Origin of the sequence: Streptomyces sp. ADI95-17 (genome assembly GCF_003846175.1) — a bacterium.
GTDB classification, from domain to species: Bacteria; Actinomycetota; Actinomycetes; order Streptomycetales; family Streptomycetaceae; genus Streptomyces; species Streptomyces sanglieri.
Genome location: NZ_ML123044.1, coordinates 1,189,579 through 1,202,602, shown reverse-complemented (window position 1 = coordinate 1,202,602; position 13,024 = coordinate 1,189,579). Strand labels below are relative to the sequence as shown.

At 72.5% G+C, this 13,024-nt stretch carries 8 protein-coding genes; 5 read left to right on the top strand and 3 right to left on the bottom strand.

What is annotated here, in order from left to right:
• Positions 1 to 398: IMP dehydrogenase (locus tag EES42_RS05225; RefSeq protein ID WP_206433372.1), on the top strand; the 398-nt coding region annotated here is incomplete at its 5' end.
• Positions 399 to 474: 76 nt separating this feature from the next.
• Here EES42_RS05225 and EES42_RS05220 read toward each other — a convergent pair.
• Both EES42_RS05220 and EES42_RS05215 read right to left on the bottom strand, forming a co-directional pair.
• The gene (locus EES42_RS05220; RefSeq protein WP_124716889.1) at positions 475 to 1,062 is read right to left on the bottom strand and encodes a hypothetical protein; all 588 of its coding nucleotides are present in this window, start codon (positions 1,060 to 1,062) and stop codon (positions 475 to 477) included.
• A 104-nt stretch (positions 1,063 to 1,166) separates the two neighbouring features.
• Positions 1,167 to 2,429: a nucleotide sugar dehydrogenase gene (locus EES42_RS05215; protein WP_124716888.1), complete on the bottom strand. Its 1,263-nt coding sequence runs from the start codon at positions 2,427 to 2,429 to the stop codon at positions 1,167 to 1,169.
• A gap of 259 nt (positions 2,430 to 2,688) precedes the next feature.
• Between EES42_RS05215 and EES42_RS05210 the strand changes: the two genes are divergently transcribed.
• Entirely contained in the window at positions 2,689 to 4,395 is a 1,707-nt protein-coding gene (locus EES42_RS05210; protein WP_124716887.1) for a glycerol-3-phosphate dehydrogenase/oxidase, read from the top strand.
• A gap of 7 nt (positions 4,396 to 4,402) precedes the next feature.
• Here EES42_RS05210 and EES42_RS05205 read toward each other — a convergent pair whose 3' ends face one another.
• Positions 4,403 to 5,488 (bottom strand): serine hydrolase domain-containing protein, encoded by a 1,086-nt coding sequence (locus EES42_RS05205; RefSeq protein WP_124716886.1) that lies wholly within the window; start codon positions 5,486 to 5,488, stop codon positions 4,403 to 4,405.
• 120 nt (positions 5,489 to 5,608) lie between these two features.
• Here EES42_RS05205 and EES42_RS05200 point away from each other — a divergent pair, with 120 nt between their 5' ends.
• The 3 genes from EES42_RS05200 (at position 5,609) to EES42_RS05190 (ending at position 12,877) form a co-directional block, all read left to right on the top strand.
• Positions 5,609 to 7,621 (top strand): serine/threonine-protein kinase, encoded by a 2,013-nt coding sequence (locus EES42_RS05200; protein WP_124716885.1) that lies wholly within the window; start codon positions 5,609 to 5,611, stop codon positions 7,619 to 7,621.
• Positions 7,622 to 7,826: 205 nt separating this feature from the next.
• Positions 7,827 to 11,027, top strand: coding sequence for a protein kinase (locus EES42_RS05195; protein WP_124716884.1), 3,201 nt, complete (start codon positions 7,827 to 7,829; stop codon positions 11,025 to 11,027).
• Positions 11,028 to 11,158: 131 nt separating this feature from the next.
• Entirely contained in the window at positions 11,159 to 12,877 is a 1,719-nt protein-coding gene (locus EES42_RS05190; protein ID WP_164495166.1) for a serine/threonine-protein kinase, read from the top strand.
• Positions 12,878 to 13,024: the final 147 nt, after the last annotated feature.

Here is a 13,024-nt window from a genome sequence, read left to right as displayed (position 1 = left end):
GCGCCCGCCGTGACTACATGGACGAGTCCGGCGGCCGGTACGTGCACGTGATCGCGGACGGCGGCGTCGGCTGGTCCGGCGACCTGCCCAAGGCCATCGCCTGCGGTGCGGACGCCGTGATGATGGGCTCCCCGCTGGCCCGCGCGACGGACGCGCCGGGCCGCGGTCGGCACTGGGGCATGGAGGCCGTCCACGAGGACGTGCCGCGCGGCAAGCTGGTGGACCTGGGCTCGGTCGGCACCACCGAGGAGGTCCTGACCGGTCCTTCGCACACCCCCGACGGCTCGATGAACATCTTCGGCGCGCTGCGCCGGGCGATGGCGACGACGGGGTACAGCGACCTCAAGGAGTTCCAGCGCGTCGAGGTCACGGTGGCGGACTCGCAGCACCGCCGCTGAGTGTTACGGACATGACGGGAGGGCCCGGACCGCAGCCGCGGTCCGGGCCCTCCCGTGTGTGCGGGGCGCTCGGCGACTATTCGCCGGCCTTCTTGGCGCCGGAGAACGCGGCGACCGCCGCGACGGCGAAGAAGAGGTACGAGATGAAGTCCGATTCGGCCTTCCACGCCTCGTTCAGCAGGCTGAAGTGGTCGAAGAAGAGCTCGGAGACGGTGACCGGGAGTTCCTTGGCCGCGATCATCGCCTCGCCGAGCAGCTGGCCGAAGTAGACGGCGACCAGCGAGAGCACGGCGCTGACGACCGGCAGCACGGGGTTGCGGCCGCCGACCTTGCCCGCCGCGAAGCCGACGATGAAGCCGACACCCACGGCCGCGTAGCCTATTTCGTGCTTGGTGGCGCCGATGATGGCGCCGTAGATGGCCGCGGCGACGACGGCCGCGACGAAGCCGGCGGCCAGGCCGAGGCCGAGGTTGTTGCGTGCCGGGGCCGGCGGGGCGAACGGCATGCCGGGCTGCTGACCGGCGAAGGGGTTGCCGCTCGGGTCACCGGGCTGCTGGCCGGCGAAGGGGTTGCCGGTCGGGGCGCCGGGCTGCTGGCCCGCGAACGGGTTGCCGCCGGGCTGGGCGTCGTGCGGCTGGTTCGGCGGCGGCACGGGCTGGCTCATGTTGATATCCCCCCTGGGACGGAAGCGCACGACTGTGCGAGAAGTGACGCCGCAGGCTAGCAGCAGCCTGTGACATCGCCTACCGAAATCCTGGGGGAGAGGTGCTACAGCCGGTGTGCGGCCCCCGCCGGGGTCGCGCCCCGGGTGTCCAGGAGGAGCTGGGCCTTCACGGCGAGGCCCTGGAGGTCGTACGTCCGGTGGTGCTGGAGCAGCACCGTGAGGTCGGCGCTGGACGCCGCCTCGTACAGCGAGTCGGCGCGCGGGACGGGGAGCTCGCGCACCCGCCAGTCCAGGACGTGCGGGTCGTGGTAGCCGATCTGGGCGCCCATGTCCATCAGCCGGGTGGCGATCTCCCGGGCGGGGGAGCCCTCCTGGTCGGCGAGGTCGGGCTTGTAGGTGACCCCGAGCAGCAGCACCCGGGCTCCACGGACGGACTTGCCGTGCTCGTTCAGCAGGGTGGCGCAGCGCTGGATCACGTACTGCGGCATCCGGTCGTTGATCTCCTGGGCGAGCGAGACCATCCGCAGGGGACGGCCGGGGGTGCGGCTGTTGTACGGGAGGTAGCCCGGGTCGACGGGGGCGCCGTGGCCGCCGACGCCGGGGCCGGGGCGGAACGGCTGGAAGCCGAAGGGCTTGGTCTCGGCGCACCGGATGACGTCCCACAGGTCGACGCCGAGGTCGTGGCAGAGCACCGCCATCTCGTTGACCAGGGCGATGTTGACGTGCCGGAAGTTGGTCTCCAGGACCTTGGTCATCTCGGCCTCGCGCGGCCCGCGGGCCCGGACGACCTTGTCGGTGAGCCGGCCGTAGAAGGCGGCGGCGGACTCGGTGCAGGCGGGGGTGAGGCCGCCGATGACCTTGGGGGTGTTGGAGTGGACGTGGGTCCGGTTGCCGGGGTCGAGGCGGCTGGGGGAGCAGGCCAGGTGGAAGTCGCGGCCGGCGCGCAGTCCCGAGCCCTCTTCGAGCAGCGGCAGCAGGTAGTTCTCGGTGGTGCCGGGCGGCACGGCCGATTCCAGCAGCACGGTGGTGTGCGGACGCAGCCGGGCGGCGAGCGCGCGGGCCGCGTCGCCGACGGCGGTGAGGTCGATGGTGCGGTCGGCGCCGAGGGGGGTGGGCGCGCAGATCACCGCGGTACGGACCCGGCCCAGCTCGGCCGGGTTGGTGGTGGGCCGGAAGCCCCCCGAGAGCATCCGGCGGATCTCCGAGGCGGTGAGCGATCCCTCGACGGGGGTGCGGCCCGCCGAGAGTTCCGTGCAGGCGCGTGGGTCGGTGTCGTAGCCGACGGTCTGCACGCCCGCGGCCACGGCGGCCTGGGCGAGGGGCAGGCCGAGGTGGCCGAGTCCGATGACTGCGAGGTCTGCGGGCATGTGGATGGGCCGTCCTTCCCGGTCGGACTATGACCATGAGGGCAGAAAGCGCAACCGCTGTGGACAGCGCAATGTCACACTAGGCTTAAATATGACCTATATGTCGCATTGCGGGCCTCCTGTCGTCCTGGTGTTGTCCACAGGCGGTGGCCGAAGTCGTGGACGACGGACAGAATCGAGAGGTGGGCACGGGCCGCACCGCCCGCCGGGCCGGGTCGGTTCCCGTGCCGGACCACCCCGATCTACCCGGGAGGCAGCAGTGAGGACAGCGACACTGGGACCTGCGGAGCGCGCCGAGGCGCTGGCCGCGATGGCCGAGCGCGAACTGGACGTGCTGGTCGTGGGGGCGGGCGTGGTCGGCGCCGGTACGGCGCTGGACGCGGCGACGAGAGGACTCTCGACCGGCCTGGTCGAGGCCCGCGACTGGGCGTCGGGCACATCGAGCAGGTCGAGCAAGCTGATCCACGGCGGGCTGCGGTATCTGGAGATGCTCGACTTCGCGCTCGTCCGCGAGGCGCTGAAGGAGCGCGGGCTGCTCCTGGAGCGGCTGGCCCCGCATCTGGTGAAGCCGGTGCCGTTCCTCTACCCGTTGCAGCACAAGGGCTGGGAGCGGCTCTACGCCGGCTCGGGCGTGGCGCTCTACGACGCGATGTCGGTGTCCTCGGGCCACGGCCGCGGCCTGCCCGTGCACCGCCATCTCTCCCGCCGCCAGGCCCTGCGCGTCGCCCCCGCGCTGAGGAAGGACGCCCTGGTCGGGGCATTGCAGTACTACGACGCGCAGATGGACGACGCCCGCTATGTGGCGACCCTGGTGCGCACCGCCGCCGGATACGGGGCACATGTGGCCAACCGTGCGCGGGTGATCGGCTTCCTCCGGGAGGGCGAGCGGGTCGTCGGCGCCCGGGTGGAGGACGTCGAGGCGGGCGGCGAGTACGAGGTCAGGGCCAAGCAGGTGGTCAACGCGACCGGGGTCTGGACGGACGACACCCAGGCGCTGATCGGGGAGCGCGGACAGTTCCACGTCCGGGCGTCCAAGGGCATCCACCTGGTCGTCCCCAAGGACCGCATCCACTCCTCGACCGGCCTGATCCTGCGGACCGAGAAGTCCGTCCTCTTCGTCATCCCGTGGGGACGGCACTGGATCATCGGGACCACGGACACCGACTGGGATCTCGACAAGGCGCATCCCGCGGCGTCCAGCGCCGACATCGACTACCTGCTCGAACACGTCAATTCGGTCCTGGCCACGCCGCTGAGCCGGGACGACGTCCAGGGCGTCTACGCCGGGCTGCGCCCGCTGCTGGCCGGTGAGTCCGACGCGACCAGCAAGCTCTCGCGCGAGCACACGGTGGCGCACCCGCTGCCGGGCCTCGTGGTCGTGGCGGGCGGCAAGTACACGACGTACCGGGTGATGGCCAAGGACGCCGTGGACGAGGCGGTGCACGGCCTCGACCAGCGGGTGGCGGCCTGCGTCACCGAGGAGATCCCGCTGCTGGGGGCGGAGGGCTACCCGGCGATGTGGAACGCCAGGGCGAGGATCGCGGCCGGATCCGGGCTCCATGTCGCCCGGGTGGAGCACCTGCTCAACCGGTACGGCTCGGCGACCGAGCAGCTGCTCGAACTGATCCTCGTCGATCCGGTGCTGGGCGAGCCGCTGCCCTCGGCGGACGACTACCTGAAGGCCGAGATCGTCTACGCCGCCTCGCACGAGGGGGCCCGCCACCTCGACGACGTACTGACCCGCCGGACCCGGATCTCCATCGAGACCTTCGACCGGGGCACGCGCAGTGCCCGGCTCTGCGCGGAGCTGATGGCGCCGGTGCTGGGCTGGGACGAGGGCCAGATCGACCGGGAGGTCGAGCACTACGAGAAGCGGGTGCAGGCGGAGCGGGAGTCGCAGCGCCAGCCCGACGACCTCACGGCGGACGCGGCGCGGCTCGGGGCCCCGGACATCGTGCCGATCTGAGGGCTGTCTAAGGGCTGCCCCCGGGAGCCGCGGGGCAGAACTCCCCTTCGAGCAGTGCGGCTTCGAGGGTGTCCGCGTCGGCCAGAGTGTCCGTGTCGATGCGGTACGTCAGGGTGTGCAGGCCGTCGCGCGTGGCGGCGGTACGGACGTAACTGCCCGCGATATGACCGTTGTGCCCCCAGACGGTGGTGCCGCAGGAGAGCTTCTGCGGATAGATGCCCAGGCCGTAGACGCCCTGCGTGGACTCGGTGTTCAGCAGGAGTGCGAGCTGGGCGGGCGCGAGGAGACGGCCGCCCAGCAGGGCCGCGTAGAAGCGGTTCAGATCGTCGAGCGTGGAGATCAGCTCGCCGGCCGGACCCGCCGTGCGGGGGTCCAGCGCGGTGACGTCGCGCAGGGTGCCGTCGGCCGGATCGCGGGTGTAGGCACGGCCGTGCGGGGCGGGCAGGGAGATCCGGGAGCCCGGGAGGGAAGTGCCCTTGAGGCGGAGGGGGGTGATGAGGCGGTTGCGGATCTCGGTGGCGTAGTCGTGTCCGGTGACCCGTTGAACGACGAGTCCGAGTACGGCGTAATTGGTATTGGAGTAGGCGTAGCGGCCGGGGGCGTTCGTCGGGCGGTGGGCCAGGGCGACGCGGACCGCCGCGGCGGGGGAGAGGGGGTGGGCGGATGGGTCACCGGTGTAGTCGTAGAGGCCGCTGGTGTGGCTGAGCAGGGTGCGCAGGGTGATGCGGCGGCCGTCATTGCCGTTGCCGCGCACCAGCCCCGGCAGCAGTCGCTCGACCGTGTCGGTCAGGTGCAGCCGGCGTTCCCGGGCCAGTTGGAGCACGACCGTGGCGACGAACGTCTTGGTGATGCTGCCCGCCCGGAACCGGTCCGCCCGTCGGATTCCGGGGCCTGCCGAGCGGAAGGTGTCGTACGGTGCGGTGGAGGGGCGGTGAGCCAGCAGCGCCGCCGCGGGTGCCCGGCCTTCGGCGACGAGCCGGGGGAGGTAGGTGGCCGCGGGGGTGAGGTGTGGTTCGCTGGGCAGGGGCACTGTTGCCAGGCCGAGCAGCGCCAGCAGCAACGGGGCGGCGAACAGCGCCCTGAGTATCGGCATGGCGGGGATTCCCTTCCTCGGGGCACATCATGGCGGGCCTGCGGACCCGGCACCATGACCGGCGCCGGGGTGAGGGACAATGAACGCTCTGCCAGGGCGGGTTGATCGCAGAGGGGACGCATGTCGGAGGCGGAGCAGGCACGGGAGCCCCAACGGGACAAGGAGGGACGCCTCCTTGCGGGGCGGTACCGGCTCGGGGAGGTGCTCGGCCGGGGCGGTATGGGCACGGTCTGGCGTGCTGTCGACGAGACGCTGGGCCGCACGGTCGCGGTCAAGGAACTGCGGTTCCCCTCGGCCATCGACGAGGACGAGAAGCGCCGGCTCATCACGCGCACACTGCGCGAGGCGAAGGCGATCGCCAGGATCCGCAACAACGGCGCGGTGACGGTCTACGACGTGGTCGACGAGGACGACCGGCCGTGGATCGTGATGGAGCTCATCGAGGGCAAGTCCCTCGCCGAAGCGGTGCGTGAGGACGGCGTGCTGACGCCGAGGCGCGCCGCCGAGGTCGGCCTCGCCATCCTCGACGTGCTGCGCTCGGCGCACCGCGAGGGCATCCTGCACCGCGATGTGAAGCCGTCCAACGTGCTGATCGCCGAGGACGGCCGGGTCGTGCTCACCGACTTCGGCATCGCCCAGGTCGAGGGCGACCCCTCGGTCACCTCCACGGGCATGCTCGTCGGCGCCCCCTCGTACATCTCGCCCGAGCGCGCCCGCGGCCACAAGCCGGGGCCGCCCGCCGACCTCTGGTCGCTGGGCGGACTGCTGTACGCCAGCACCGAGGGCTCCCCGCCGTACGACAAGGGTTCGGCCATCGCCACCCTGACCGCGGTGATGACCGAGCCGCTCGACCCGCCGAAGAACGCCGGTCCGCTGGAGGAGGTCATATACGGCCTGCTCGCCAAGGACCCCGAGCAGCGGCTCGACGACGCGGGCGCCCGCGCCCTGCTCAACGACGTGATCCACGCTCCCGAGGAGCCGGACCCGGTGGTCGTGCCGCCCGCCGACGCCACCCAGATCATGGCGCTGCCCGGGAAGGTCGACGAACCCCGCGCCAAGGCGACCCCCAAGCCCGCGGAAAAGGGCGAGGGCACCCGCGACCGGCTGCGCGGCGCGCTGCGCTCGGTACGGAACGCGAAGGCGGCACCGGCCGCGGCGGCGGCGACCACCACGCCGCCCCCGCCCTCGGCACCCCCGTCGGCCACCCCTTCGACGGCCGGAACGGCCACCGCCTCGACGGCCGGAACGGGCACCCCCGCCAAGCCCGCGGCCGCGACGGCCTCCGCCGCCGTGCCGCCGCCGCGCCCGGCCACGTCCCCGGCCACCCCGCCCCGGGCGTCCATCACGGACGTGGTGCCGCGCCGCACGCTGGCGATCATTGCGGCCGTGATCGTGCTCGCCGTGCTCGGCACGGTCCTCGCGCTCACGCTCGGCGGAGGCGACGAGAACGACACGGGCAAGGGCGGCGGCAACGGCGACAAGTCCACCTCGGCCGGGTCCTCGACGACGGCCGGCGGTTCCGCGGACACCGACAGCGGCAACGGCGGTGGCAGCGGCAAGGGCCAGGACCAGAACGGCAGCCAAGGCCAAGGCCAGGGGCAGGACAAGGGCAAGGGCAAGGACAAGACCGGCAAGGAGTCGGGCGGTTCGAAGGGCGACAAGCCGGAGGACGCCCTTCCCGCCGGATTCAAGCTGGTCACGAACAAGCGATTCCACTTCTCGATGGCCATGCCCGAGAAGTTCCGCTTCGACAAGGTGTCGGGCATCAACTCGGGCGCCATCTACAACGTCGACGGCGGCTTCCCGCGCATCCAGGTCGACTACACCGATTCGCCCGGCGGTGACGCCGCCGCGGCCTGGAACGCGGCGAAGGCCGCCGTCGCGGCCAGCAGCAACGGCTACCACCACCTCGGTATAAACAAGGTCCAGTACAAGGGCTATCCGACCGTCGCCGACTGGCAGTTCGAGCGCACCCAGCAGGGCCAGCCGGTCCGGGTGATCAACCGGGGCTTCAAGGTGGACGGCAACCACGGCTACGCGATCATGATCAGCTGCAAGGCCGATGAGTGGGACAGCGCGGAGTGCCGGACGATGCGGAAGGCCGCGTTCGACACGTTCAAGCCCGTCGACTGAACGTTCCGGCCCACCGCCTGATCCGTGGGCGGAAAGGGCCGGGATGCGCCGACCCGGCCGCGTGGCAGGCGCTTGCCACGTATCGTGAGAGCCTGAAGACCGTACGCAGCCGGAACGGTGGGTCAATTGCACGGTAGGTGACCGCAATTGACGGATCGGTGCGGTTTTTCATGGCCGGGGGTACAGCGCGCTCTGGGGAGGCGTCGTGGACGACTATGCGGGTCGGGTACTTGCCGACCGCTACCGCCTTCCGTTGCCCCCGGACGATGCGTACGAAACGGTCGAGACCCGGGCGTTCGACACCTATAGCGGACAGGAAGTCCTGGTCCGGCAGGTGCCGTTGCCCGAGGTGGTGGACGCCGAGGTGCTCGACGCCGAGGATCCGGTCCCGGCGGCCCGGCGGGCCACCGGAGGGGCCGTGCGGATGCCCGCCGACCCGGCGGTCCGGCGCGCCGTGGAAGCGGCGCAGGCGGCGGCCCAGGTGCCCGACCACCCCAGGCTCGACCAGGTCTTCGACGTGTTCGCCGAGGCGGGATCGCTCTGGATCGTGAGCGAACTCGTCGCGGCCCGCCCGCTCGCCTCCCTGCTCGCGGAACGCCCGCTCAACCCCTTCCGGGCCGCCGAGATCGGCTCCGACGTGCTGACCGCGCTGCGAGTGCTGCACGCCCACGGCTGGACCCACCGCAACATCACCGTCCGCACGGTACTGATCTGCGACGACGGCCGCGTCGTGCTGACCGGCCTGGCGGCCGGGGCGGCGGAGGAGGCGCTCTGCGGCTATGTGACGACACCGCAGATCGACGAGGACGAGGACGAGGACGAGGACGGATACGAGGGCGGATACGACGGCCGCGGCGGGTACGGGATCGAGCGGGACCACGGGTACGAGGGCGGCGGGTACGAGGCCGGGTTCGGCCGACCGGCGCTCGGTACGGGCTCTGCGGGCGTGTTCGCGCCGCCCCTGCCGCCCCTGCCGCCCTCTCCGGCCGAGGTCCCGGCCTCACGCGGCCCGGCGGCGATCGAGACGGGCCGGCCGGCCGGCACCCCGCCCACCGATGACGACGACGCCTCGTACGACGACGCCTCGTACGACGACGACCCGTACAGGGACGGCGGTCCGCGTAGGGGTGGTGATCTGCATGAGGACGACGATCCGCATGGGGACGGCGGTCCGCATGGGGGCGACGGTCCGCATGGGGGCGGCGATCCGTACGACGAGAGCGACCACGCCGCCGATGCCTCCCACGCCGACGACGTTCCCCGCGGCGGCACGGGAGACGCCGCGCAGTTGCGGGCCGGGCGCGCCGGAGCCATCGTCGCCTACCGCGAGGGCGCCCGCGCCGCCGCACGCGTCAGCGAGGACCGGCGGCGCGCCGAGGCGGGCGACGCGGAGGACACCGGAAGCCTGCCGGTACAGCGCTCCGCACGGCCGCACGACACGGACCTGACCGGCCCGTCGGACCCGTTGGACCTCACCGACGCATCCGACCCGTCCGACCCGTCCGACCCGTCCGACCCGTCCGACCCGTCCGACCCGTCCGACCCGTCCGACCCGTCCGGCCCGTCCGGCCCGGACCACAGCCGTCCGCAGTCCGCCGCCCCCTGGAGCCGCGCCGCCGACGACCCGTACTCCGACGACCCGTACACCAAGGACCGGTACGCCGACGACCCGTACGCGCCCGGTCCCCACGACGGCGACGGAGGCGACGGGGAGGGCGCTGACGACGACGAGGACGGCTATCCGCCCCCGCGGCGGCTGCATCTCACCGGTTCCTGGAGCGACGGCCCCGATTCCGGTCGTCCCGTTCCCGCCGGGGGCTCCGGCGAGGACGCCCTGCGCGCCGACGCCCGGCGCCACGGCGACTCCCCGGCACTGCCCGCGCACCGGACGGCCCCGCCGCAACAGCCGGGCCGCTGGGACGAGGCGGCCGGGAGCGGCCGTACGGACTCCGTCTACCGGGGCCCCGCCACCCCGCTGGCCGCCGAGCGCGCCCGGCAGACCCGGATCGCCGTGGTCGGCGCGGTCACCGAGCGCTGGGCGCCCGAGCAGGCCGGCCCCGTCCACGAGAACTGGCGGCTGGCGCCGCCGATCGGACCCGCCACCGACCTCTGGGCGCTGGGCGCGCTGCTCTACCGCGCTGTCCAGGGCCACGCCCCCTACCCCGAGGAGAACGCGGCCGAGCTCGTCCAGATGGTGTGCGGGGAGCCGCCCGCCTTCGCCGAGGAGTGCGGTCCGCTGCGCCCCGTCGTCGAGTCCCTGCTGCGTCAGGACCCCACCGAGCGGCCGGACTTCGAGGAGCTGAGCGGCTGGCTGCGCTCCCTGGTGCGGTCGGCGCCCGAGCCCGAGGCCGGTTTGGACGTCGTACCCCTGCCGTCCGCCGACACCGCCCGGCTCCCCGTCGTGCGCCGTCGCGGCGAGCTGGTCCGCAGGCGCCGCGGACGCAACGCGACCCATGGCCGCCACCGCCACACCAAGAACAAGCCCGACCGCCGGAGCATCCCCGATCGACAGGACGGATTCGACCGCCAGGACGGGCTCGACAGGCCGGGCAGGCTCGACAGGCCGGGCAGGCTCGACGGGCCGGACAAGTTCGACGCGCCGGACAGGTTCGACCGGCCCAAGGCGGAGCGGGTCCCCACCAGGCCGCCGCGGGAGCCCAAGGTCCCCAAGGCGCTGCGCACCCCGCCCCGCCCCCATGAGGGCGAGGGACGGGCGCCGCGGCGGCTCGGGCGGCTGCTCCTGGTGCTGATCCTGCTGGCCCTCGCCGCCGCCGTCGCGTACGCCGTGATGTTCATGCCCAGGTCGGACGACGAACCGGGCAGCGGCTCCACCGGCCCGGCGTCCTCGGCATCCGGCTCGCCGGATCCCGGCACGGGGGACTCCGGCGGTCAGGATTCCTCCGGATCGCCCACCGCCCAGCAGCCGCAGACCAGCCGCTCCGCGGTCGCGCTCGCCCCCGGCTACACCCTGCGCAAGGACCAGGAGGGCTTCGAGGTCGGTGTGCTCAAGGGCTGGCAGCGCAGCCCCGCCAACGCGGACCGTCAGATCCGCTACGGCAGCGACGGCTTCAGTCTGCTGATCGTCCCGGGCCGCGACACCGTCAAGGCCAACGGTGACGACCCGCTGACCTACCAGGCCGACAAGGAGCTGGAGTTGCAGCCGTTCCGCGACTCCAGCTGGTCGGGGTCGAGCGGGTTGCGCCGGATCGACGTCGGGCGACAGGCCATGGCGGAGGGGCAGTTCACCTGGCAGGACGCGTCGGGGCGTGAGGTGTACGCCCGCAATCTGGTGATGGTCGTCGAGGGCCGCTACCACGTCGTCCAGGTCATCGGCCCGGAGAACCGGCGCGACAAGGTTTCGGACATCTACGAACAAGCCGTCGCTTCCTATCGTGTGACGCCCTGAACCCTCTCCGTACAACTCCCGGGCGGAGCCGGAGCGACAAGCATCACAGTGCGGTCTCGTGAGCGGTGCGAGGTTCCGTGGTCGTGCATCCCCTCCGTAATCTGGCACCCGAGGAACGGGGCGGGGATTACGTGGATCGATCACAGGGCACGGACGCGGGACTGGTGCTGGCCGGCAGGTACCGGCTGGGCGAGGTTCTCGGGCGCGGCGGCATGGGCAAGGTCTGGCGCGCCCACGACGAGGTGCTGCACCGCACGGTCGCGGTCAAGGAGTTGACCGCCGGTCTGTACGTCGCGGAGGCGGACCGGATCGTGCTGCACGCCCGCACACAGAAGGAGGCCCGCGCGGCCGCACGGATCACCCACCCGGGCGTGGTCACCGTGCACGACGTGATCGAGTACGACAACCGGCCCTGGATCGTCATGCAGTACGTCGACGGCCCCTCCCTCGCCGACGCCGCCAAGGAATCCGGCGAGATCGAGCCGCGCGAGGCCGCCAGGATCGGCCTCCACGTGCTGAGCGCCCTGCGTGCCGCGCACGGGGCGGGGGTCCTGCACCGTGACGTGAAGCCCGGCAACGTGCTCCTCGCCAAGGACGGCCAGGTGTTGCTCACCGACTTCGGGATCGCCGCCATCGAGGGCGACTCGACCATCACCAGGACCGGTGAACTGGTCGGCTCCATCGACTACCTGGCGCCCGAGCGGGTGCGCGGCGGCGACCCGGGGCCGGCCTCCGACCTGTGGTCGCTCGGCGCGACGCTCTACACCGCGGTCGAGGGCCGCTCGCCGTTCCGCCGTACGTCCCCGATCTCCACCATGCAGGCCGTCGTCGCCGATGAACCCCCGCCGCCCGGGCGGGCGGGTCCGCTGGCCCCCGTGATCACCGCGCTGCTCCGCAAGGAGCCGGACGAGCGCCCGTCCGCCGCGGAGACGGAACGGATGCTGCTGGACGCCATGGAGGGCCGCGCGCCCGTGGCCGCCCAGGCGTTCGTGCCGACGCAGAGCGTTCCCGACGAGGTCCTGCGCTCGCTGGGTCCGGACGGCCCCGCCGGGCCCGGAACCACCCAACTGCCCCACCCGGTGCCCCCGGCACCTGCCCCGGCCCCGGCGCCCCGGCGGAGCCGCAGCCGCTGGCGCACCGCGGTCCTGGTCATCGCGGCCGCGGCGCTGGTCGGCGGCGGCGCGGGGCTCGCCGCGATGAAGCTGGGGGACGGGTCGGACGACACCACCACCAGCGGCGGCACGGGCACGCACGCACGCGTCGACCCCGGCAGGCCCGACGGCAAGTCCGACGGCAAGTCCGACGGCAGTTCCGATGGCGATTCCGACCGGAAGTCCGACGGCAAGACCCCGCCCTCGGCGAAGCCCGACAAGCCGGTGAAGGACGTGCCCGACGGCTGGAAGCGGGTGGACGACCCCGAGGGCTTCAGCCTGACCGTGCCCGAGGGCTGGGAGCGCCGGGCGGACGGCAACCAGATCGACTACACCCCGGACAACGGCGTGCACTACATCCGGATCAGCATCGACCCGGCGCCCGACTTCGAGAACCCGTACATGCACATGGTGACGAGCCTGGAGCCCCAGCTCGCCAAACGGCTGCCCGGCTACGAGCGCAAGACCCTGCACTCCAACACGTACCGGGACCGGCCGGGTTCGCTCTGGGAGTTCACCTGGACCGAGACCAAGGACCATCCGGGCCCGCGCCACGCCATCGACCAGATGTACTTCGGCGAGGAGGGCGGTCCCGAGTACGCGCTGTACATGACGGGCCCGGCGGAGGACTGGGACACGACCCGGGCACAGTTCGACACGATGCTGCGCGGATGGCGTCCGCCGGACAGCTCCGGCTGACCCCGGCAGGGCCCTGCCGGACCCCGTCGTAACGGCAGGGCTCCTGATCAGGGGCTTTGTTGCCAGTGATCGCTGGCTCGTTTGTGGGGACTGTGAAAACCCGTTACCCACGGGTACCCAAAGTGTGCGGCTGGACGTACTCTCGCC